General features: G+C 64.4%; 22 protein-coding genes, 1 tRNA gene and 1 pseudogene. 11 read left to right on the top strand and 13 right to left on the bottom strand.

The features are described from left to right. Window positions 1-33: 33 nt before the first annotated feature. The gene (locus tag IVB28_RS08215) at window positions 34-309 is read left to right on the top strand and encodes a metal-sensitive transcriptional regulator (RefSeq protein ID WP_247525571.1); all 276 of its coding nucleotides are present in this window, start codon (window positions 34-36) and stop codon (window positions 307-309) included. Window positions 310-426: 117 nt separating this feature from the next. On the opposite strand, the gene IVB28_RS08220 is transcribed toward IVB28_RS08215, so the two are convergent. Beyond that, window positions 427-1,404 carry a YiiX/YebB-like N1pC/P60 family cysteine hydrolase gene (locus IVB28_RS08220; protein ID WP_247525572.1) on the bottom strand — a complete coding sequence of 326 codons (978 nt, stop codon included), beginning with the start codon at window positions 1,402-1,404 and terminating at the stop codon, window positions 427-429. Between the two features lie 193 nt (window positions 1,405-1,597). On the opposite strand from IVB28_RS08220, the gene IVB28_RS08225 reads away from it, so the two are divergent. Beyond that, a complete protein-coding gene (locus IVB28_RS08225) occupies window positions 1,598-2,986 on the top strand; it encodes an NAD(P)/FAD-dependent oxidoreductase (protein ID WP_247525573.1) in 1,389 nt (462 codons plus the stop codon). Window positions 2,987-3,092: 106 nt separating this feature from the next. Here the strand turns inward: IVB28_RS08225 and IVB28_RS08230 are convergent, their stop codons facing one another. The 4 genes from IVB28_RS08230 to pheS all read right to left on the bottom strand — a co-directional run bounded on the left by IVB28_RS08230 (window position 3,093) and on the right by pheS (window position 7,956). Then, a complete protein-coding gene (locus IVB28_RS08230) occupies window positions 3,093-3,863 on the bottom strand; it encodes a sulfite exporter TauE/SafE family protein (RefSeq protein ID WP_247525574.1) in 771 nt (256 codons plus the stop codon). A 54-nt stretch (window positions 3,864-3,917) separates the two neighbouring features. After that, entirely contained in the window at window positions 3,918-6,326 is a 2,409-nt protein-coding gene (pheT, locus tag IVB28_RS08235) for a phenylalanine--tRNA ligase subunit beta (RefSeq protein ID WP_247525575.1), read from the bottom strand. Then, on the bottom strand, window positions 6,323-6,793 hold the full coding sequence (locus IVB28_RS08240) for an endonuclease domain-containing protein (protein ID WP_247525576.1): 471 nt from the start codon (window positions 6,791-6,793) through the stop codon (window positions 6,323-6,325). The genes pheT and IVB28_RS08240 overlap by 4 nt, the downstream gene beginning before the upstream one ends. A gap of 80 nt (window positions 6,794-6,873) precedes the next feature. Then, entirely contained in the window at window positions 6,874-7,956 is a 1,083-nt protein-coding gene (gene pheS / locus IVB28_RS08245) for a phenylalanine--tRNA ligase subunit alpha (RefSeq protein ID WP_247525577.1), read from the bottom strand. A 168-nt stretch (window positions 7,957-8,124) separates the two neighbouring features. On the opposite strand from pheS, the gene IVB28_RS08250 reads away from it, so the two are divergent. Further along, window positions 8,125-8,538 carry a hypothetical protein gene (locus tag IVB28_RS08250; protein ID WP_247525578.1) on the top strand — a complete coding sequence of 138 codons (414 nt, stop codon included), beginning with the start codon at window positions 8,125-8,127 and terminating at the stop codon, window positions 8,536-8,538. Window positions 8,539-8,545: 7 nt separating this feature from the next. Here IVB28_RS08250 and rplT read toward each other — a convergent pair whose 3' ends face one another. Together rplT and rpmI are read right to left on the bottom strand one after the other, a co-directional pair. Continuing rightward, on the bottom strand, window positions 8,546-8,905 hold the full coding sequence (gene rplT / locus IVB28_RS08255) for a 50S ribosomal protein L20 (protein ID WP_212083103.1): 360 nt from the start codon (window positions 8,903-8,905) through the stop codon (window positions 8,546-8,548). Window positions 8,906-8,985: 80 nt separating this feature from the next. Further along, the gene (rpmI, locus tag IVB28_RS08260; RefSeq protein WP_008539890.1) at window positions 8,986-9,186 is read right to left on the bottom strand and encodes a 50S ribosomal protein L35; all 201 of its coding nucleotides are present in this window, start codon (window positions 9,184-9,186) and stop codon (window positions 8,986-8,988) included. A gap of 271 nt (window positions 9,187-9,457) precedes the next feature. On the opposite strand from rpmI, the pseudogene IVB28_RS08265 reads away from it, so the two are divergent. Next, window positions 9,458-9,860 (top strand): annotated as a pseudogene (locus tag IVB28_RS08265) (hypothetical protein). Between the two features lie 62 nt (window positions 9,861-9,922). On the opposite strand, the gene infC reads toward IVB28_RS08265, so the two are convergent. Then, window positions 9,923-10,411 (bottom strand): translation initiation factor IF-3, encoded by a 489-nt coding sequence (infC, locus tag IVB28_RS08270; protein ID WP_247525598.1) that lies wholly within the window; start codon window positions 10,409-10,411, stop codon window positions 9,923-9,925. Here infC and IVB28_RS29480 point away from each other — a divergent pair. The 3 genes from IVB28_RS29480 (at window position 10,313) to IVB28_RS08285 (ending at window position 12,165) form a co-directional block, all read left to right on the top strand. Further along, window positions 10,313-10,666 (top strand): hypothetical protein, encoded by a 354-nt coding sequence (locus IVB28_RS29480; RefSeq protein WP_247525599.1) that lies wholly within the window; start codon window positions 10,313-10,315, stop codon window positions 10,664-10,666. The genes infC and IVB28_RS29480 overlap by 99 nt on opposite strands. A 40-nt stretch (window positions 10,667-10,706) precedes the next feature. Then, window positions 10,707-11,507, top strand: coding sequence for an alpha/beta hydrolase (locus tag IVB28_RS08280; protein WP_247525580.1), 801 nt, complete (start codon window positions 10,707-10,709; stop codon window positions 11,505-11,507). Window positions 11,508-11,697: 190 nt separating this feature from the next. Continuing rightward, window positions 11,698-12,165: a nuclear transport factor 2 family protein gene (locus tag IVB28_RS08285; protein ID WP_247525581.1), complete on the top strand. Its 468-nt coding sequence runs from the start codon at window positions 11,698-11,700 to the stop codon at window positions 12,163-12,165. 6 nt (window positions 12,166-12,171) lie between these two features. Here IVB28_RS08285 and IVB28_RS08290 read toward each other — a convergent pair whose 3' ends face one another. The 3 genes from IVB28_RS08290 to IVB28_RS08300 all read right to left on the bottom strand — a co-directional run bounded on the left by IVB28_RS08290 (window position 12,172) and on the right by IVB28_RS08300 (window position 14,955). Continuing rightward, on the bottom strand, window positions 12,172-12,969 hold the full coding sequence (locus tag IVB28_RS08290) for an acyl-CoA thioesterase domain-containing protein (RefSeq protein WP_247525582.1): 798 nt from the start codon (window positions 12,967-12,969) through the stop codon (window positions 12,172-12,174). A gap of 169 nt (window positions 12,970-13,138) precedes the next feature. After that, window positions 13,139-14,314 (bottom strand): tRNA epoxyqueuosine(34) reductase QueG, encoded by a 1,176-nt coding sequence (queG, locus tag IVB28_RS08295; RefSeq protein ID WP_247525583.1) that lies wholly within the window; start codon window positions 14,312-14,314, stop codon window positions 13,139-13,141. Beyond that, on the bottom strand, window positions 14,263-14,955 hold the full coding sequence (locus tag IVB28_RS08300) for a glutathione S-transferase family protein (RefSeq protein WP_247525584.1): 693 nt from the start codon (window positions 14,953-14,955) through the stop codon (window positions 14,263-14,265). The genes queG and IVB28_RS08300 overlap by 52 nt, the downstream gene beginning before the upstream one ends. Before the next feature lie 170 nt (window positions 14,956-15,125). Between IVB28_RS08300 and IVB28_RS08305 the strand changes: the two genes are divergently transcribed. From IVB28_RS08305 to IVB28_RS08315, 3 genes are all read left to right on the top strand, one after another. Next, the gene (locus IVB28_RS08305; protein ID WP_247525585.1) at window positions 15,126-15,932 is read left to right on the top strand and encodes an undecaprenyl-diphosphate phosphatase; all 807 of its coding nucleotides are present in this window, start codon (window positions 15,126-15,128) and stop codon (window positions 15,930-15,932) included. Window positions 15,933-16,097: 165 nt separating this feature from the next. Continuing rightward, complete coding sequence (locus IVB28_RS08310; protein WP_247525586.1) at window positions 16,098-17,423, top strand: FAD-binding oxidoreductase; 1,326 nt, start codon at window positions 16,098-16,100, stop codon at window positions 17,421-17,423. 3 nt (window positions 17,424-17,426) lie between these two features. Beyond that, entirely contained in the window at window positions 17,427-18,167 is a 741-nt protein-coding gene (locus IVB28_RS08315) for an SDR family oxidoreductase (RefSeq protein ID WP_247525587.1), read from the top strand. A 56-nt stretch (window positions 18,168-18,223) separates the two neighbouring features. Here the strand turns inward: IVB28_RS08315 and IVB28_RS08320 are convergent, their stop codons facing one another. Continuing rightward, window positions 18,224-19,189, bottom strand: coding sequence for a complex I NDUFA9 subunit family protein (locus tag IVB28_RS08320; RefSeq protein ID WP_247525588.1), 966 nt, complete (start codon window positions 19,187-19,189; stop codon window positions 18,224-18,226). A 151-nt stretch (window positions 19,190-19,340) separates the two neighbouring features. Between IVB28_RS08320 and IVB28_RS08325 the strand changes: the two genes are divergently transcribed. Beyond that, window positions 19,341-19,427: transfer RNA gene (locus IVB28_RS08325), tRNA-Leu, on the top strand. A 338-nt stretch (window positions 19,428-19,765) separates the two neighbouring features. Here IVB28_RS08325 and IVB28_RS08330 read toward each other — a convergent pair. Further along, window positions 19,766-20,227 (bottom strand): lysozyme inhibitor LprI family protein, encoded by a 462-nt coding sequence (locus IVB28_RS08330; protein WP_247525589.1) that lies wholly within the window; start codon window positions 20,225-20,227, stop codon window positions 19,766-19,768. Window positions 20,228-20,446: the final 219 nt, after the last annotated feature.

Consider the following 20,446-nt stretch of genomic DNA (forward strand, 5'->3'; position numbering starts at 1 on the left):
GCGGTATATACCCTAGGGGGGTATATAGAGCCCATGCGCAAGGACATCAAGGCATCTGTCGGAAAACGCCTCGGACGGATCGAAGGTCAGGTTCGCGGCCTCTCCAAAATGGTGGAAGAAGACCGCTACTGCATCGACATCGTGACGCAGCTCTCGGCGGTACGTGCCGCGCTGCGCCGGGTCGAGGAGGAGGTCCTGAAGGACCACGTCGCCCATTGCGTCGAGCACGCCATCGCGAGCGGCGACAAGGCCGAACAGCGCGAGAAGATCGCGGAGCTGATGGCGGTGATCGGACGGGCAGAGCGGTAGGTTTTTATTTCGTCATTGCGAGGAGCGTAGCGACGAAGCAATCCAGAATCCCACCGCCGACGGATTCTGGATTGCTTCGTTTCGCTCGCAATGACGATGCTAGACGCTGCACCGGGGCTACGCCGCGATCTCGCAGATATCTCCCCGGCGCCGCGTGCGGTACATCGCAAGTTCGCTCAGCTGCACAAAGTGCTCGGAGGAATTGGTCGTCATCTCCGCAGGCTGCGTCCTCACTTCTTCAGCCGGAGTCTCAACCGACGCCTCTTCGTCAATCGCCTCAGGAACGAGCGGCGGCGCACGGAGCGTTTCTGGAAACACACCGAAGGTGCCGGCTACCTCCTCGAGCGGCTTCTGCTTGTCGGCCCAATGCAAGGCGGTGTAGTCGAAGCCGTGCACGATGGTGGGTTTGACGACTTCGAAATAGGGCGAGATGTCGAAGTCGCGGGGCATGTAGAGCGAGGAATCGCGGATATGCAGGATCTCGCGGCGGGCAGCACGGCTGCCGGCCTTGGTGATCTTGGGCAGGATCGGATAGCGCACGGCGTCGAAGGCCTGCGCGATCAGCGCCGAGCAGATGATCTTGGTGGGATCGCCGGAGCCGATCGAGATCATGCGGCGCCGCCAGCGCTGCGGAATCGGCAGCGGAAACAGAAAGCGCATGAGGTCGACGATGTTCTTGGTATCGTAGCCGAAGCCGATGCGGTTGATCGCATAGCGGCAGACCGTGGTGCGGTCCTCATAGGACAGCCCGACCGGGCGGCAGACGCGGGTGTGATACGGGAAATATTTCGACAGCGGCGCCGAGGTGACGCCTTCCCCGATATTGGCTTCGATCAGCACATGCGGCTCGCCATCCGCCTCTTCGGCGCCCTCGATCGCACCGACATAGAGTGCGGCGTGGGACCAGGTCGACTGCGTCAGATATTTGATGATGCCGGAGATGCGGTTGTTGCCCTCGACCAGCAGTACGTCGCCAGGCTCGATGACGCCGCGCAGATGCTCCGGGTCGCTCGGCGTGAACGGCTCGTAGCCGGGCACCTCCTTGGAGAGGTACGCGGCAATCAGCTTGCCGACTGAATCTAGGACCGTCCCCATTTCAAAACTCCCCCCACGGCCTTTTCCGGCCGTCTTTTTCCCTTCTCTATCATGGTCGGAACGTGTTGCAATTCGGTTCATCAGCCTGCGCCATCAAGCATGATTGATTCACCATGATGGTTGCCGTGCAACATCAGATGCGGCAAGGTTCGCGGACTGTTCCCGTTCGCCGCAAGTCCTCGGAAACCATGACATGACAATCACGCGCCGCGGTTTCCTTTCGGCGTCGGCGGTTCTTGCCGCGGTGCCCGTCCTGCGCGCAACCGCAGCGAACCTGCCGCGCGAGGCCGACATCGTGGTGATCGGTGCGGGGGCCGCCGGCATCGCTGCGGCGCGGCGGATCATGGCGGCGGGCCGCAAGGTCATCGTGGTGGAGGCGGCGTCCCAGCTCGGCGGCCGCTGTATCACTGACAGCACGACCTTCGACGCGCCGTTCGACCGCGGCGCGCGCTGGATGCACAATCCCGACACCAATCCGATGATCCGGCTGGCGCGCAGCGCGGGGCTTGACGTGCTGCCGGCGCCGTCGGGCCAGAAGATGCGCATCGGCCGCCGCAATGCACGCGCGGGCGAGACCGAGCAATTCCTGGCGGCGCTGGTGCGCGCCAACCGGGCCATCGACGAGGCCGCGCGGGGCAAGCTGGATACCTCTTGCGCATCCGTGCTGCCGAAGGATCTCGGCGACTGGGCGGGCGCAGCCGAATTCATGCTGGGCGCGAGCTTCGCCGGCAAGGACCTCAAGGAGCTGTCCGCGATCGACAAGGCGCGCGCGCAGGACCGCAACGCGGCGATCGCCTGCCGTCAAGGCTTGGGCACGCTGATCACGAAACTCGGAGAGCAGGCGCCGGTGGCGCTTTCGACGCCGGCGAGCCGAATCTTCTGGAGCAACCGCGATGTCAGCGTGGAGACGCAAGCCGGCAAGATCGCCGCGCGCGCCGTCATCGTCACGGTCTCGACCAATGTGCTGACGTCGGGCGCGATCAAGTTCACGCCCGACATTCCCAAGCGCACGTTAGACGCGGCATCGAAACTCGCTCTCGGCAGCTACGATCGCATCATGCTGCAACTGCCGGGCAATCCGCTCGGCCTGTCGCGCGACGACATTCTCATCGAGCAGAGCAATTCAGCGCGCACGGCGCTCATGTTCGCCAATATCGGCGGCTCCTCCCTCTGCTCCATCGACGTCGGCGGCGCGTTCGGCCGCGATCTCTCGGAGCAAGGCGAGAAGGCGATGGTGGCCTTCGCCAGGGAATGGATCACCAAATTGTTCGGCAGCGAGGCCGCAGCCGCGGTGCAGAAGACCAGCGCCACGCGCTGGAATGCGTCGCCTTTCGTGATGGGCGCCATGTCGGCGGCCTCCCCGGGCGGCCAGCTCTCGCGAAAGGTTATGGCCGAGCCGATCGGCAATGTGTTTCTCGCGGGCGAGGCCACCCATGAGACGCTGTGGGGCACCGTCGACGGCGCCTGGGAAAGTGGCGAGCGCGCCGCGGACGCAGCATTGCGCAAGATCGGCGCGTTTAAGGATGAGCCAGCGGACGTGCCGACGCAGTCGACGAAAAAGCGTAGGGCGCCGCGGCAGTAGGCCTACTAAAGCGCGATGCGATTAGGATGAATCGCCATCGCGCTTTAGGTTGTTGTTTAAGCATGATCTTTCCGGAAAACCGCTGCGCACTTTTCCGGATCATGCTTTAGCGCAAAATCCCATCCAGCACCGGAAGCCCGGCGATCACTGCCGTCGCGATCAGCGCGTAGCAGATGCCGCGAAACACCCGCTCGCTCGCGCGTCCGAACAGCGACGCCCCGAACGCAACGCCGACCGCATAGACCGGGCCGACGATCAGCGAGAGCACGAGTGACTCGCGCGAGATCAGGCCCGTGCTCGCGTAGCTGATCATCGAGAAGAAATCGGACGCACCGAAGAACAGCACGATATTGGCGCGCGCCACGATCGGCGCGATCGGGCGGCCGAGCCAATACCCCACGATCGGCGGCCCGCCGGTCTGCGCGAGGCCACTACAGAACCCCGAGAGGCCGCCAATGCCGACCGACAGCCAGGCGTGGTCCTTGCCGCGATAGCGCCAGCCCGACAGCAGCAGCAGCAACAGCGCCGTGACGAAGCAGGAAATGATCCAGCGCGTGGTGACGGGCTCGAGTACGCTGAGAAAATAAGTGCCGACGGGGACGCCGACCAGCGCGCCCAGCACGATCACCGCGGTGGCCTTACGGTCAGCCTTGCGCCAGGCATCGGGCAGAAGCGGCGCCGCCGAGACGAAATCGATCACGAGCAGCAAGGCGGCAACGAGCCGCGGCGCAGCGATGCTGCTCGCCAGCGGCATGAAGATCAGCGCCGCGCCGAAACCGGAGAAGCCGCGCGCGGTGCCCGAAACGAAAGCGACGGCGCAGAGCGCCATCGCGATGGTGAGGCTGACGTCCTTCGCAAGAAAGTCGGTGAGACTCATGTTCTTTGATTCTGGAGCATGATGCTGCCCGAATACCGCTTCACTCTTTCGGCATCATGCTCTCAGCGCGCCGCCGGTCTTCTTCGCGACCTCGGCGACGATCTTGGCGCCGACAGCTTCAATCTCCTGGTCGGTCAGCGTCTTCTCGCGGGGCTGGATCGTCACAGCGATCGCGATCGATTTCTTGCCGTCGTCGATGCCCTTGCCCTCATAGACGTCGAACACGCTCACGCCGGTGATCAGCTTCTTGTCGACGCCTTGCGCGGCACGCACAATGTCGCCCGCCTTGACGGCGCGATCGACGATGAAAGCGAAGTCGCGGGACACCGGCTGGAACGTCGACAGCTCGATCACCGGTTTGGCGCGGGTCGGCTTTTTCTTGGCCTCGGGGATACGGTCGAGGATCACCTCGAACACCAGCAGCGGGCCGTCGGCGCCGAGCGCCTCGAGCGCGCGGGGATGCATCTCGCCAAAATAGCCGAGCACATTCTGCGGACCGATCTGGATCGTGCCGGAGCGACCCGGATGGAGCCATGCCGGGCCACCCGCGACGATCTGCAGCGCCTGCATCGGTGCGCCGGCGGCAGCCAGCACCGCCAGCGCATCGGCCTTGGCGTCGAACACATCGGCCTGGGCCGAGCCGGTCCAGTGCCGTCCCAAGCCTTCCGACGAGGCATAGCCGCGTCGGACGCCGCTCGCCGCCATGAACTGATCCTGCGGCCGATCGCCTTTGAAGAGCTGGCCGACCTCGAACAGCGCAACGTCGCTCACGCCGCGATTGGCGTTCGCTTGCGCGGCCGCGATCAGGCCGGCCAGCAGGGTCGGACGCATGTCGGAGAGATCCGACGCGATCGGGTTGGCGACCTCGAGCTCGCGCTGTCCGCCACCGAACAATTGCGCCGCGGATTTCGTGATGAAGGACCAGGTCACGGCCTCGACGACGCCGCGGCTTGCGAGCGCGCGCCTGGCGCGGCGGGTGCGCAGCTGAAGCGGCGTCAGCACCGGTTTGCGCGCGTCCTCGCCGCGTTCGAACGGCGTCATCGGCACCTTGTCGACGCCGTAGATGCGGACGATCTCCTCGACGATGTCGGCCTTGCCATGCACGTCCGAGCGCCACGACGGCACCGCGACCTTCACGACGGGGCCCGGGCCCGCCATCATGAAGCCGAGATGGGTCAGGATACGCTTCATCTCCGTTTGCGGCACCTCGATGCCGGACAGGCGCTTCACTTCCGTAACCGGGAAGTCGATCACGCGGTCGTCCCCAAAAGCCTTGCCGACCAAGACGGTTTCGGACGGCGCGCCGCCGCACATCTCCATCACCAGCTTGGTCGCAAGCTCCAGGCCGGGCACCATGAAGGCGGGATCGACGCCGCGCTCGAAGCGATAGCGTGCGTCCGAATTGATGCCGAGCTTGCGGCCGGTCTGGGCGATGTTGATCTCGTTCCACAGCGCCGATTCGATCAGCACGTCGGTGGTGTTCTCGTCGCAGCCCGAGGCCTCGCCGCCCATGATGCCGGCGAGCGATTCGACGCCGTGCTCGTCCGCGATCACGCAAATGGCAGGATCGAGATTGTAGGTGCGGCCGTCGAGCGCGAGCAATGTCTCGCCGTCGCGCGCGCGGCGCACGACCAGATTACCCTTCACCTTCTTCGCGTCGAACACGTGCAGCGGACGCGCGCGGTCGTAGGTCATGAAGTTGGTGATGTCGACCAGCGCGTTGATCGGCCGCAGGCCGATCGCGGTCAGCCGCTTCTGCAGCCATTCCGGCGACGGCCCGTTCTTGACGCCGCGCACGAGACGGAGGGCGAAGCCCGGGCACAGCGTGGCATCCTCGACCGTGACCTTCACCGGGCACGGGAATTCGCCCTTGATCGGCTTGATCGTGGGGTCCTTGAATTTGCCCATGTCGGCTGCGGCGAGGTCGCGTGCGATGCCGTGCACGCCGGTGCAATCCTGTCGGTTCGGCGTCAAATTGATCTCGAGCACGGGATCGCCGAGCGCGGCCCATTCGGCATAGCCCGCGCCGAGCGGGGCGTCCGCCGGCAATTCCATGATGCCGTCATGGTCGTTGGAGATCTGCAGCTCGGCCGCCGAGCACAGCATGCCGCGGCTCTCGATGCCGCGGATGGTGCCGACACCGAGCGTGATGTCCTTGCCGGGAATGTAGGTGCCGGGCGGCGAGAAAACGCTGACGAGGCCCGCACGCGCGTTCGGCGCGCCGCACACCACCTGCACGGGCGCGCCACCGTCGCCCGTGTCGACCATGCAGACCCGCAGGCGGTCCGCATTCGGATGCTGCTCGGCCGAGATCACCTTCGCAATGGTGAAGGGCTTCAGCGCCTTCGCCTTGTCCTCGATGTTCTCGACCTCGAGCCCGATCATGGTGAGCTTCTCGGCGAGCTTGTCCAAGGGCTCATCGGTCTCGAGATGATCCTTCAGCCAGGAGAGGGTGAATTTCATGGCTGTTTGCCTCGGCTTTTGTCGGTGTTCACTGAGTTGCTTTGGTCGGTGTCAATGTTCCCTCCCCCCTTGTGGGGGAGGGTCAGGGAGGGGGGTAAGCCGCGGGCTCCGGCGGACGCCGCCTGGCGGATTGCCTCAACAACTCCCTCAAGATTTGCCATCACCTGATCGTTGGTGAAGCGCACAACCTGAAAACCCTCGGAGGCAAAGAAGGCGTCGCGACGCTGATCCTTCTTCTGGCGTTCCGCGAAATCATGAGACTCTCCGTCGAGCTCAATGATGAGTTTGGATGAGAAACAAACGAAATCGGCGACGTAGTTTCCGATCGGTGTCTGACGCCGGATGCCGACTCCATCCATCCGATTGGCCTTCAGGTAACGCCACAGCAGTGTTTCGGCGCGCGTCATCGCGCGGCGAAGTTGCTTCGCCCGGCTCCGCTGACGCTCGCTGACAATTGCGTGCGGCATCCGCGGCTACCCCCCTCCCTGACCCTCCCCCACAAGGGGGGAGGGAACGGAGAGAGTCTTGCTGTGTCCGAGCAAGCCCATCACGAGCTCAGTCCTCCCGCCAGCGTCGGCACTTCCAGCGGCTTGAAGCCGTAATGGGACAGCCAGCGGACGTCGCTGTCGAACAGCTGGCGCAGATCGGCGATGCCGTATTTCAGCATGGCGATGCGGTCGATGCCCATGCCCCAGGCAAAACCCTGGTACTCGTCGGGATCGATGCCGCAGGCGCGCAGCACGTTCGGATGCACCATGCCGCAGCCGAGAATCTCCAGCCAGTCCTCGCCCTCGCCGAAGCGGATCTCGCCCTTGTCGCGGCGGCACTGGATGTCGACTTCCAGCGACGGCTCGGTGAACGGGAAGAACGAAGGCCGGAAGCGCATGTTGATGTGGTCGACCTCGAAGAACGCCTTGCAGAACTCGTGCAGGATCCATTTGAGGTGGCCGAGATGCGAGGTCTTGTCGATGACGAGGCCTTCGACCTGGTGGAATTGCGGCGTGTGGGTCGCGTCCGAATCGATGCGGTAGGTGCGGCCCGGGCAGATCACGCGGATCGGCGGCTTCTGGCTCAGCATCGTGCGCACCTGCACCGGCGAGGTGTGGGTTCGCAGCAGCATGCGCGAGCCGTCCTCCTTCGGATGGAAGAAGAACGTGTCGTGCATCTCGCGCGCGGGATGGCCTTCCGGGAAGTTCAGCTTGGTGAAGTTGTAATCGTCGGTCTCGATGTCGGGGCCTTCGGCGACCGAGAAGCCCATGTCGGCGAAGATCGTGGTCAGCTCGTCCCAGACCTGGCTCAGCGGATGGATGCGGCCGGCTTCGGTCGGCGCATCGCGCAGCGGCAGGGTGACGTCAATGGTCTCCGACGCCAGCCGCGCATCCAGCGCCGCCGATTTCAACACGTCGCGCTTTGCGGCGAGCGCCTGGGTGACCTCGTCCTTGGCCTGGTTGATCGCGGCGCCTTGCGTCTTGCGCTCGTCCGGCGACATCTTGCCGAGCGTTGCGAGCAGGGCCGAGATCGAGCCCTTCTTGCCGAGGGCTGCGACGCGCACCGCTTCGAGTGCGGCCTCATCGCCGGCGGCGGCGATCTGGTCGAGGATTGATTTTTCGAGCGTTGCGAGGTCGGACACAGTCAAATCCTTGCTGCCAAATTCGGCTGGGTTGTCGCCGCCCGAAGGCCGTAACGTCAAGCAAAAAGCCGGTCATGCGGGCCGCCGGTCATGCGGGCCCCGGAGCAGCCTGGGTTGAACCTTGCGCGGAGGCCGGGCACCAAGGGGAGGATACGAGGAGACCTTGCGATGCTTTCGAAATCCGTTCTTGCTGCTGTGGCCGTCGTCCTGTCGGTCGCGGGCACCCCTGCGCGTGCCATGGTCTGCATGGACAAATCGATGACGCTGGACGAGGTCGCCGACACCATCAGCGCGCAGGAGAGCTGCGGAAGCGCGATGAAGGTCTTCAAGGATTGCCAGCTGACGGCGAGCGGTGACATCGAACTCGGCGCCGCCGTCGAAAAGAAGTGCGAGGCGGACTTCAAGCCTGGTCTCAGTGCCGCGCAGACACAGGCCTACAAACGCGAGATGCGCGTATGCGACGGCAAGTACCGGAACAAGTCCGGCACCATGTATCTCTCGTTTACGGCATTCTGCCGGGCGGAGGTCGCCCAGCGCTACTCGCAACGCGCGCTGAAGACTGCGGGCCAGAAGGCCCGCTAGCCAAGCCTCAGGCCGCGAGCGCGGCCTTGGCCTTCTCGGCGATCGCCTGGAACGCGGCGGGCTCGTGCACTGCGAGATCCGACAGCACCTTGCGGTCCACGGTGATCCCGGACTTGGCCATGCCGTCGATAAATCGGCTGTAGGTCAGGCCGAACGGACGGACGGCAGCGTTGATGCGCTGGATCCAGAGCGCGCGGAACGTCCGCTTCTTGCGCTTGCGGTCGCGGAAGGCATATTGCATCGCCTTCTCGACGGCCGGCTTGGCGGCGCGGATGGTGTTCTTGCGGCGGCCATAGAAGCCCTTGGCGGCCTTGTAGACTTTCTTGTGCTTGGCGTGGGCGGTCACACCGCGTTTGACGCGAGACATGACAATATCCTTCAGAGATGACTTCGGTTTTCGGATCGCCGCGCGAATGCGGCGCGAGATGGCAGTGATCGCGGACGCGATCAGGCGTTCGGCAAGAAGTACTTCTTGACGTTGTCGCCGTCGGTCTTGAACAGCACGCGGGTGCCGCGGAGCTGACGGATCTGCTTCTTCGTCCGCTTGATCATGCCGTGACGCTTGCCGCGCTGGGCGTGCATCACTTTGCCGGTGGCAGTCACCTTGAAGCGCTTTTTAGCGCCCGATTTGGTCTTCAGCTTGGGCATTTGGCTCTCCTAATGGCCACAGAGATCCGCCCGCGAAGGCGGCTGGCCGTCAAAAATGCTCGTTAGAGCGTTGATTGTGCTCGGGTTTTACGAACAAGCGCGAAACCCGCACGAAACACCGCCACGGCAGCCCTTAATCAGCCGGGCGATGAAGGCTGGGCTTATGCCAGAGGACAAGCCCATTGGCAACGATGAACCGGCGGAACCTGCCTGGCAACTCTCCGGTGTGGCCGCCCTCCCGTCCCAGCCGTGTCGCCCGGAGCAGGACCAAATGGCCCACTTTTCCAATTGCTTTCGTTATTGACCGAATTCGCTCGCCCGCCCCATCTGGCGCTGTTCGCCGTCTCGCCACGGCTGCAATGCCATCGACTGCCGATGCCCGGACCGGCAGCTATGACGGCATCTGGAATGTAACCTTCGCCACCACACGGGGCAATTGCAGCTCCGGCTACAGCGTCCCGTTCGCCGTCGCCGGCAGCCGGGTCTCGTCCGCCGGCGGCGGCCGGGTCTCCGGCAAGGTCAATCGCGGCGGCGCCGTCGCGGTCCAGGTCTCGGTTGGCGCGTCCCATGCCAGCGGCGCCGGCCGGCTCGCCCGTGTGAACGGCACCGGGTCGTGGAAGGGAATCATTTCCGGCGACCGCTGCAGCGGCACCCGGCAGGCGACGCGGACCTGACACACGAACGGCCCGCCGGAGGTCCGGACGGGCCGTTGGACTCTCAAGTCCAAATTCCGGCGTCAGCGCGGCGCCAGCACCATGACGACCTGACGGCCTTCGAAGCGCGCGTCCTGCTCGACCTTGGCAAGCTCGGCGACGTCGGTCTTGATCTTGTCGAGCAGCTTGGTGCCGATCTCCTGATGCGCCATTTCGCGGCCGCGATAGCGCAGGGTGATCTTGACCTTGTCGCCCTCTTCGAAGAACCGCTGCATCGCGCGCATCTTCACGTCGTAATCGTGGTCGTCGATCATCGGACGGAGCTTGATCTCCTTGATCTCGACGATCTTCTGCCGCTTGCGGGCTTCGGCGGCTTTTTTCTGCGCGGAATACTTATACTTCCCGTAGTCCATGATTTTGCATACGGGAGGGCTGACGTTCGGCGAGATCTCGACCAGATCCATGCCGGCCTCTTGAGCCATGCGGATGGCCGCAACGGTCTCGATCGTGCCTTTGTTGTCACCGGCCTGATCGATCAGCTGGATCTGCGCATTGCGAATATCATCATTGATGCGCGGCCCATCTTTGCTGGCGACGGGCGGGGCTTTATTGGGACGGCGAATGGGTGGTTCTCCAAAGTTGTGAAAGAGGCTGCTATTTTGCAGGAAGATGTGTTTGCCGGCAAGCAATTCGCTCGGACCGATCGAAAAACCCTCAAATGCGAGGTATTTCGGTCACGCCTGGGCACGCTGACCGACATAGACACCTTGCTTGCGTTCCGCAAGCGTCCCAAACGGGCAATGCCGGGCTCCGGCCCTGCGGATTAGGACTGGACAGCTCAAACCGCGCCGCCAGGGGAAACGTTCCATGACCGATGCAATTCCCGATGCCGTGCCCGACTTCATCGATGTGGGCGAGGGGTCGTCCGCACGCAGGATCGCGGTGCGCCGCCGCACCGGAAAGGACCCTGGGCTGGTCTGGCTGGGCGGATTCAAGTCGGACATGCAGGGTGGTAAGGCCGTGGCGCTGGACGGATGGGCCCGGGATCAGGGCCGCGCAATGGTCCGGTTCGATTATTCCGGCCACGGCGAATCCGGCGGCGATTTCGCCGATGGAACCATCGGGCGCTGGCTCGAGGAGAGCCTCGCCGTGTTCGAGCGCTTCTGCGAGGGCCCGCAGATCCTGATTGGTTCTTCCATGGGCGGCTGGATGGCACTGCTGCTCGCGCGCGAGATCAAGAAGCGCCAAGAGAAACAACAGAGCAAGGCCTCGCTCGCCGGGCTCGTGCTGATCGCGCCGGCGCCGGATTTCACCGAAGAGCTGATGTGGAAGAATTTTTCGTCCGCGGTGAAGAAGGAGATCGAGACCAAGGGCGTTTGGATGCGGCCCTCGGACTATGGCGACGGCTCGCCCTATCCGATCACGCGGAACCTGATCGAGGACGGGCGCAATCATCTCGTGCTCGGCAGCGCCATCGATCTCGGCTGCCCGGTCCGCATCCTGCAAGGCGCGCAGGATCCCGACGTGCCCTGGCAGCACGCCTTCGCGCTGACGCATCGTCTGCCGGCCGACGACGTCGTGCTGACCATGATCCAGGACGGCGATCACCGCCTCTCCCGCCCGCAGGACATCGCGCGCATTGTTGCCGCGGTGGCCGAGATCGGGTGAAGTGCTCTTCTTCCTTCCCCCCTTGTGGGGCAAGGTGGCGCGAAGCGCCGGATGAGGGGTTGCTTTCCGCAAACGCGAGTGTCGCACTCGCGGAGACAGACCCCTCACCCAAGTGAATGCGTGTCTAACGAGCGGAGCTGCCCTCTCCCACAAGGGGCGAGGGCACAATAGCAAGCAACGGGAGGCAACAATGACCACCACCGCGATGCTGCGCGCCTTCTGCGATGCGGTCGAGCAGCGCAACGGCCGCGCCTTCGCCGAGCTGTTCACCGAGGACGGCGTCTATCACGACGTCTTCTACGGCGCCTTCGCCGGCCGCGCGAAGATCGCCGAATTGATCGACGACTGGTTCTATCGCACGGCGACGGATTTCCGCTGGGACATGCATGACCCCGTCACCGACGGCACCACGCTCTATGCGCGTTACACCTTCAGCTACAAATCAACTCTGCCGGAAGCGAACGGCGCCCGGGCGATGTTCGAGGGCGTCGCGATCATGACGCTGCATGACGGCCAGATCGTTAGCTATCACGAGGTCGCCAACACCGCGCTGGCGTTTGTCGACCTGAAGTTCGCACCGGAGCGGATCGCGAAGATCGTCGCCAGGCAGGGCGCGGAGCTGAAGGCGCGGCCGGAGATGCAGCGGCATCTGAAGTAGCTGTCTCTACCGCTTCGACGGATTCACCATCGGCTTGCGCTGCGCCAGCGCGGCGACCGTGGCGGTGCCGATCGGGCCCTGTTCGTCATAGAGCCAGCATTCGCCGATGGCGACGCCGTCAGTGGCGTGATGGTTCACCACCTCGAAGCCGATCCAGTTCGTCACCGGCAGACGGTGCAGATAGATCGTCACGTCGCTGTTGATGTAGCCGAGGCCCTTGTCGCCGGCGTTCGCAAACGGGCTGGCGAAATCGGCGCCCGTGGCGACATGGACGAACGGCGTCATCGGCACGCCCGCAACGAGCTCGCGCACCTCGCTCATCCAGAGCCGTCTCGGACCGAGCGAGCCCATATGGCCGACAATGGGGCGCGTCGTCCATTTACCGTTCATGCCGAGCCTGGGATCGGTCGGCTTGGGAATGTCGGCCGGCTTCGGCGCGTCCCAGTTCGGCGGCGACCAGACATTACCTTCCGCATTTTGCGTCCGCCGCAACAGCTGGCACGAGGCGCGCGCCATGCTGACGCCGCCGGAGACGAATTCCGCTTCCACCACACGGATGCGCAGACCGTCGCGCACCAGGCGCGTCGTCACCTCGATCGGCTTGTCGATGGTCGGCAGCCGAAACATGTCGACGGTGAGCCGCGCCGGCACCAATTCAGGCCCGGAATGGCGCTCCTCGATGGCGAAGCCGAGCAGGCCAACGATGACGCGCCCGTGCAGCGATGTCGGATCCCACGGACCGTTGGCCACTTCCGTCGGATGGAATGTGTCGCCGTCGCGGGTGAAGAAAGGCATGTTTGTCATGACGCGAGATTGAAGGAACGTGTGGGGAAATCAAGGTGCTCAATCCTCATGGTGAGGAGGCGCGAAGCGCCGTCTCGAACCATGCAAGGCCCGCTGCAGCGGCTCGGCCTCGATCCTTCGAGACGCGCGCGAAAGCGCGCTCCTCAGGATGAGGGGAAGGAGCGGGATGCTAGGAAGCCAGCTCCCACTCCTGACGCACGCCTTCATCGCGTTCGCCGGCAATCGCCTCGGTCTTGATCGCCGCAAGCTCATCCTCCGCCACCAACTGCCCCAGCGCCCACACCGCAGCCCCGCGCACCAGCGGGCTCGGATCATCGAGCAATCGCCGCGCTTCCTCTGCAAGTGTCGCATGGCCGGAGTTGCCGATCGCAATCAGCACGTTCCGCAAGAAGCGGTCGCGGCCGATGCGCTTGACCGGGGACTTCGTGAACAGCGCGCGAAACGCGGCGTCGTCGAGCCGTGCCAGTTCCGCAAGTCCAGGCGCGCGCAATTCGTCGCGCGCGACAAGCTTGGCCTCGCGGCCCTCCTGCGCGAACTTGTTCCAGGGGCAGGCGGCGAGACAATCGTCGCAGCCATAGATGCGGTTGCCGATGGCCTTGCGAAATTCGCGCGGGATCGGCCCCTTGTTCTCGATGGTGAGGTACGAGATGCAGCGCCGCGCATCGAGCTTGTAGGGCGCGGGAAACGCCGCGGTCGGGCAGATGTCGAGACAGGCTTGGCAGGAGCCGCAATGATCGACCTCGGCTTCGTCGCGCGGCAATTCCAGCGTGGTGTAGATCGCGCCGAGAAACAGCCACGAGCCGAATTCGCGCGAAACGAGGTTGGTGTGCTTGCCCTGCCAGCCCAGATGCGCGGCTTGCGCCAAGGGCTTCTCCATAACCGCCGCGGTGTCGACGAACACCTTGACGTCCGATGGCGCGGTTGCGACCAGCCAGCGCGCCAGCGCCTTCAGCCGCTTCTTGATGAGGTCGTGATAGTCGTCGCCCTGCGCATAGACCGAGATCGCCGCGCGCGTGCGCTGCTTGAGGATGGCGAGTGGATCCTGGTCGGGACCGTAATTGACGGCGAGCATGATCACGCTGCGCACGTCGCTCCACAGCCCGCGCGGATCGACGCGTCGCTCCGGCTGTGCGGCGAGCCAGTCCATGTCGCCATGCCCGCCCGAGGCGATGAATTCGAGGAAGTATTTTCCGGCGTTCTCGATCGTACCGGGCTGTGTGATGCCGATGCAGTCGAAGCCGAGCGCACGCGCTTCGCGCGCTAGCGCCGTTTTCAGCTCAGTCGGATCGGAACTCAGAAATCCAGGTCCACGTAGGTGCGCGATGCCGGCACGCCTGCCAGCCATTCGCTCAGCAGCGGACGGAACGACGGGCGGGACTTCACCCGCGCGTACCACGCCTTTGCTGAATCGTCCTCGCTCCATGGCACGTCGCCCAGATAGTCGATCGCCGAGAGATGCGCCGCGGCGGCGAGATCCGCGTAACTGAGCCGGTCGCCGGCGAGGAAATTGCGCGTCTGCGCCAGCCAGCCGATATAGGCCAGATGATAGCGCACATTGGCCTTGGCGGCGCGCATCACGTCGGCCGAAGGCGGCCCGCCGCCGTTCTCCTCACTCATGAAGCGCTTGTAAATGCGCTCGGTGACGAGGGGATGCGAGACCTCCTCGAAGAACTTTTCGTTGAACCAGGCCATCAGCCGGCGCACCTCGACGCGCTCGGAGATCGCCTCCGGCATCAGGCGCTTGGGTCCCATCTCGGCGCCATAGGCCTCGTCGACATATTCCGCGATGATCGCCGCGCCCGGGATCGGCGGCTGCTCGTCGTCGACCATCACCGGCGTCGTGCCTGCCGCATTGAGCAGCAGAAACGCCTCGCGCCGTTCCCAGCTGCGCTCCTCGACCAGCTTCAGGTCGAGCCCGTATTCGCCCGCGATCAGGCGGATGAAACGCGAATGCGGACAGAACGGATGATGAAACAGCGTAAACATGAAGCCTTTGACTATTTGATGGTGCTTAAGAATCCATCAATATTTGTGCGGCGCCACACTAGTCCTTCAAAACCGCGAAGCAAGGGCGTGATTTCGCATTTTGCGATTGCGGCATGGGGGCGAATAGGCGAGAAGAGCCCCCGCTTTTCCAGCCGAAATGGACCGTAAATATGTCAGATGCAATACGGGCTGTGATCCTCGGCATTATCGAGGGTGTGACCGAGTTCCTTCCCGTGTCCTCGACCGGCCATCTCTTGCTTGCCGAGCGCTTCTTTCACCTTGGCGAAGGCGCGTTCTGGGATTCGTTTACGGTTCTGATCCAGCTCGGTGCGATCCTCGCGATCGTCGGACTCTATTTTTGGAAGCTGTGGGACGTCGTGATCGGCTTCTTCACGGGCGATACCCATTCGCGCCGCTTCGTGATCGGCGTGCTGGTGGCGTTCCTGCCCGCTGTCGTCGTCGGCCTCGTTGCCGGCAAATACATCAAGAGCGTGCTGTTCAATCCGTGGGTGGTGTGCTTCACGCTGATCGTCGGCGGCGCCATCCTGCTCTGGGTGGACAAGCTCGATCTCAAGCCGCGCGAGCACGACGCCACCAAATTTCCGCTGCTGATGTATCTCTATATCGGCATTGCGCAGTGCGTCGCGATGATCCCGGGCGTGTCGCGTTCCGGCGCCAGCATCGTCGCTGCGATGTTCCTGGGCGCCGACAAGCGCGCGGCGGCGGAGTTCTCGTTCTTTCTCGCCATCCCCACCATGATCGGCGCGTTCGCCTACGATTTCTACAAGAACCGATCCGAGATGACGATGGACCATATGGGCATCGTCGCGATCGGCTTCGTGGTGTCGTTCATCACCGCGATCATCGTGGTCAAGACGTTCCTGGAATACGTCACCCGGCATGGCTTCGTGGTGTTCGCCTGGTGGCGCGTCATCGTCGGCACGCTCGGCCTGATCGCGCTGGCGCTGGGGCGTTAACCTTCTGGCCCGTAGCCTGGATGGAGCGTTTCGCGTCACCCCTCCCCGCTGGGGAGAGGTGGACGTCAGCAGCAACTCACCGGTGCGCTTCAACGCAAAATAAGCTTTTGATCGCTAGGCAGTTTCCAAAGCAGGGCGGCGCGCGCCCGGCACAGGAGCTGAGCCATGACCCTCCTCAGCGGCTGGGGGCGCTTCCCGGTCGTCGATAGCGATGTGCTGCGTCCGCGCTCGTTCGCGGCGGTCGGCGAGGCTGTCTCGTCCGGCACGATCGCGCGCGGCAACGGCCGCGCCTATGGCGATGCCGCGATCGGCGCCGTCAGGACCGTCGCGATGACCGGCTTCGACCGGGTCAGGTCGTTCGATCCTGCGATGGGCCGCATCCGACTGGAGGCCGGCGTTCTGCTGTCGGACCTGATCGACACATTCGGCCCGCGCGGCTTCCTGCCTTTCGTCGTACCCGGGACGCGGTTCGTCTCGATCGGCGGCGCCATCGCGGCCGACGTGCACGGCAAGAACCATCATGGCGAAGGCGGCTTCGGCCGCTACGTCGATAGCCTGTTGTTGCGCACCGGGCAGGGCGAGGTCATCGAGGCTTCGCGCGAACAGAACTCCGACGCCTTCTTCGCGACGATCGGCGGCATGGGCCTGACCGGCATTATCCTGGAAGCGACGATGCGGCTGCGGCGGGTCGAGACCGGATGGATCCGCGAGCGCGTGATCTCCGCCTCCGATCTCGATGCCGCAATGCGCGCTCTCGAGGCGAGCGATGACGCCACCTACTCGGTGGCCTGGATCGACTGCGTGGCACGCGGGCGCGATCTCGGGCGCTCGCTGATCTATCTCGGCGAGCACGCGGGCAAAGGCGAGCTGGCGGACGGCGTCGATGCATTTCCAGCCGGCAAGGCTCCCGGCCTCAGCGTTCCCGTCGATCTGCCGTCGATGGCACTGAACCGCAGTAGCGTCCGCGCCTTCAACGAGCTCTACTATCGCATGGGCGCGCGGCGCGCCGGCGACAGCCGAGTGGTCTCGCTCTACCCGTATTTCTTTCCGCTCGACAGCATCGGTGAGTGGAATCGCATCTATGGCAAGCGCGGCTTCCTCCAGCATCAATGCGTGATCCCAGAGCAAGGGGCGCGCGCCGTGCTCGGCGAAATCCTCGATCGCGTGGCACGGCGCGGCGATGCCTCCTTCCTCGCCGTGCTCAAGAAGCTCGGCCAGGGCGACGGCATCCTGTCGTTCCCGCTGCCCGGCTACACGCTGGCGCTGGATTTCCCGGTGAGGGGCGACATCCTGAATTTCCTCGACGAGATCGATCGTCTGGTCGTCGCCGCCGGCGGACGGCTGTATCTGGCGAAAGACGCACGGCAGTCGCGCGCGACCTTCGCGGCCGGCTATCCTGCCTTGCAGCGTTTCAACGCGATCCGCAAGTCGCTCGATCCGGCGGGCAACATCCGGTCGAAACTTTCACAGCGTCTGTTCGATGAGGTCTAGGCCGTGACATCACGCAAATCCGCAATTGTGCTCGGTGGCTCCTCCGACATCGGCCGCGCCGCCGCGCACGCCTTTGCCAAAGCGGGATACGATCTCGCCCTCGCCGGCCGCGACATGGCCGCGCTGGAGCCTGATGCCGCCGATCTGCGCGCCCGCTACAATGTCGAGGTCGGCCTGCACAAATTCGACGTGCTCGACACCGCCTCGTTCGAGAGCTTTGTTGGCGGCCTTCCTGCGCTGCCCGATGTCGTCGTCTCGATCGTCGGATTGCTCGGCGTGCAGGGGAATGCCGAGAGCGACCTTGCCCACGCCACCACGATCATGCGCTCGAATTACGAAGGACCCGCGCTGATCCTCGGCCTGTTCGCGGAAAAATTTCTGGCACGCGGCAGCGGGACGCTGGTCGGCGTGTCGTCCGTGGCCGGCGATCGCGGCCGCGCCTCGAACTATGTCTATGGCTCGGCAAAGGCAGGCTTCTCCGCCTTTCTCTCCGGCTTGCGCGCGCGTGCCAGCCGTGGCGGCGTGCATGTCGTCACCGTCAAGCCCGGCTTCGTCCGCACCAAGATGACGGAAGGGATGAAGCTGATCGGCCCGCTCACCGTGGAGGCGCCGGTGGTCGGCGATGCGATCCTCGCCGCCGTCGGTAACAAGACCGACGTCGTCTATGTCAGCGGCAAATGGCGCCTCGTGATGCTGATCATCAAGATGCTGCCGGAAGCGGTGTTCAAGAAGCTGAAGTTTTGAGGCTGTGAGCGCTTGCTTTACCCTCGCACCGCCACTGCGGCGGAGACGAGTGAACCTCACGCGCCCATGCGCTGGAACTGGCCGGCGGCGCGGAAGCGCCAGAGATATTGCGGGGCGATCGCTTCCAGCGAATCGGGGGTGATGCCAAGGCCCTCCAACGTCAGCCCCGCCGCCTTCGCCGCCTCCGACACGACATTATCACGCTCGAGCATCCTGACCTGGTCCGGCGTCAGCTTGAACGCCCCCGGCGCGAATTGCAGGAAGTTGGCCTTGAAGCGGGCGAGGCCGAACGGCAGCGGCACCAGCATCCGCTCGCGGTCGGTGATTTCCAGGATGACCTCGATGATCTCGCGCATGGTCAGCACTTCCGGTCCGCCGAGCTCATAGGTCGCGCCGGCCCTCGCCTTGCCGTCGACGGCGTCCGCGATCGCGGTGGCGACGTCGCCGACATAGACCGGCTGCATCCTGGTCTCGCCGCCGATCAGCGGCAGCACCGGCGACATTCGGGCCAGCGCGGCAAAGCGGTTGGTGAACTGGTCCTCGGGGCCGAACATCATCGAGGGGCGGAAGATCGTGGCCGAGGGCACCGCAGCCGACACCGCGGCTTCGCCCGCCGCCTTGGTCCTGGCATAGCGCGAGGGCGATTGCGCATCGGCGCCGATCGCGGAGACATGGACCAGCTGGGCGCCTTCGGCAGCCGCCGCCTTGGCAACGGTCTCGGCTCCCCGGGCCTGGACGGCATCAAAGGTCTGCGCGCCGCCCTCGGTGAGGACGCCCACGAGGTTGATGACGACATGCGAATCACGCAGCGCGGCCTCGACCGAGGCCGGATAGCGTAGATTGGCCTGCACGGAATGGACCTGCCCGACCTTGCCGGAGGGCTGGAGATACCCGGCCAGTTCCGGCCGCCGCACCGCGACCCGGACCCGGTAATCGCGCTTGCACAGGGCGCGGACCACGCTGCGGCCCAAAAACCCCGATCCGCCGAAAACCGTGACGAGCGTGTCCAGATTCGATGCCATGGGAGCCATTCCTGCGGAAAAGAGTGCGTCTTGTCAGGCTTGTATCGGGCCGGTTTGCGATGCGCAATCGGCATCCCGAACCGGGCCTGAAGCATGAATTGACAACGGCGTCACCGAACCGTAGTAACCGCCTCCGTGCCCCAAACGGCATGCCCAGGTGGTGGAATTGGTAGACGCGCTGGCTTCAGGTGCCAGTGGCTTAACGGCCGTGAAGGTTCGAGTCCTTTCCTGGGCACCACCCCCAACCCAAGTGGTTGAAATCGCTCGTTTGCGGGGATTGAGCCGCTGACCGGTACTCAAAACCGGGACACAGCGCGTACGAACTATCGAATGACTCACATCAACCTCGGCACGGAGTTCTTCGCACTGGAATTCAGGTGCGGACACCGGGGTCCTTGTCGAAGTGAATCCGACGGTTTGGGTCCGAGAGACGCTCAGGCAAGCGCTACGCGCCGACAGCCGTTGCCCGGATGCTAGGTGAGCTATGAACGACGTCGACCGCGCTCTCCGCCGAAGCCGTCGTCGCTATGCGGGAAAAGGTCGGCAGAGCTGATGACCCCATGCGCCTGAGAGGTCTCAGTGCTCGTTGACCGCAGCGCCGAGCTTGATCAGGCTCAGCGAGCGGTTCGCGGTCTCGCGCAGGCGGCAGTAGCTCGCGCCGCCCTGGTACATGCCGGGCTCGACTTTGTCGAAGACCGCGCAGAAGCGATCACGCGACGCGGCGAAAGTCTTCTGCGAGTCTTCGACCGCCTTGAATACGTCGGCGAACCCGCCGGCCTGAACCTTCTTTAGCGCCTCACTGGTTTTCTGCGTCCAAACGGCGAGTTCGCGCGCCGCGCACGCTTTCCATTTGGCGACGTCGTCATTCGCGCCCTCTGCCGCTTTGATGCAGGGGTCGGCGACGAGCCCGACGCACGCGTCGCCAAAACTGCCGGTCTTCTCCGCGGTCTTGAGGCAGGCATTGATCACTGCAAGGTCGGCTGGCGCGGTGCCTTGGGCGAAAGCCATCGATGCGAGCGGGAGGCTGGCGGCGAGCATCGCGGCGGCAAGCTTGAGTTTCATTGGACTACGTCCTCTTCCATCAATGCCTTTGAACGCGCCTTGACCTGACTTACGAGATTTTCGACCAGTGGGTGATACATGCAACTTTGGTCATCGAATGCCCAGCCTTGGTTCACCTGAATGTGGAAGAGGAGCTACGCGGATGAGCGAAGCGACGTCCGTCTGGATCGCCCGCCTCCCGCCCCTCACACCACC

It is taken from the genome of Bradyrhizobium sp. 199, from assembly GCF_023073355.1.
In the GTDB taxonomy this organism is placed as follows: domain Bacteria; phylum Pseudomonadota; class Alphaproteobacteria; order Rhizobiales; family Xanthobacteraceae; genus Bradyrhizobium.

Bases quoted from the DNA above. Each gene is read 5' to 3' on its own strand.
- IVB28_RS08220 (WP_247525572.1), bottom strand. From the start codon at position 1,404: ATGGGGACGGTCCTAGATTCAGTCGGCAAGCTGATTGCCGCGTACCTC.
- IVB28_RS08330 (WP_247525589.1), bottom strand. From the start codon at position 20,227: ATGCTCGCCGCCAGCCTCCCGCTCGCATCGATGGCTTTCGCCCAAGGC.
- IVB28_RS08215 (WP_247525571.1), top strand. From the start codon at position 34: ATGCGCAAGGACATCAAGGCATCTGTCGGAAAACGCCTCGGACGGATC.
- IVB28_RS08225 (WP_247525573.1), top strand. From the start codon at position 1,598: ATGACAATCACGCGCCGCGGTTTCCTTTCGGCGTCGGCGGTTCTTGCC.
- IVB28_RS08305 (WP_247525585.1), top strand. From the start codon at position 15,126: ATGTCAGATGCAATACGGGCTGTGATCCTCGGCATTATCGAGGGTGTG.
- IVB28_RS08300 (WP_247525584.1), bottom strand. From the start codon at position 14,955: ATGTTTACGCTGTTTCATCATCCGTTCTGTCCGCATTCGCGTTTCATC.
- IVB28_RS08290 (WP_247525582.1), bottom strand. From the start codon at position 12,969: ATGACAAACATGCCTTTCTTCACCCGCGACGGCGACACATTCCATCCG.
- IVB28_RS08230 (WP_247525574.1), bottom strand. From the start codon at position 3,863: ATGAGTCTCACCGACTTTCTTGCGAAGGACGTCAGCCTCACCATCGCG.
- IVB28_RS08285 (WP_247525581.1), top strand. From the start codon at position 11,698: ATGACCACCACCGCGATGCTGCGCGCCTTCTGCGATGCGGTCGAGCAG.
- IVB28_RS08250 (WP_247525578.1), top strand. From the start codon at position 8,125: ATGCTTTCGAAATCCGTTCTTGCTGCTGTGGCCGTCGTCCTGTCGGTC.
- queG (WP_247525583.1), bottom strand. From the start codon at position 14,314: ATGGCTGGCAGGCGTGCCGGCATCGCGCACCTACGTGGACCTGGATTT.
- IVB28_RS08310 (WP_247525586.1), top strand. From the start codon at position 16,098: ATGACCCTCCTCAGCGGCTGGGGGCGCTTCCCGGTCGTCGATAGCGAT.
- IVB28_RS08280 (WP_247525580.1), top strand. From the start codon at position 10,707: ATGACCGATGCAATTCCCGATGCCGTGCCCGACTTCATCGATGTGGGC.
- IVB28_RS08240 (WP_247525576.1), bottom strand. From the start codon at position 6,793: ATGCCGCACGCAATTGTCAGCGAGCGTCAGCGGAGCCGGGCGAAGCAA.
- rplT (WP_212083103.1), bottom strand. From the start codon at position 8,905: ATGTCTCGCGTCAAACGCGGTGTGACCGCCCACGCCAAGCACAAGAAA.
- IVB28_RS08320 (WP_247525588.1), bottom strand. From the start codon at position 19,189: ATGGCATCGAATCTGGACACGCTCGTCACGGTTTTCGGCGGATCGGGG.
- rpmI (WP_008539890.1), bottom strand. From the start codon at position 9,186: ATGCCCAAGCTGAAGACCAAATCGGGCGCTAAAAAGCGCTTCAAGGTG.
- pheT (WP_247525575.1), bottom strand. From the start codon at position 6,326: ATGAAATTCACCCTCTCCTGGCTGAAGGATCATCTCGAGACCGATGAG.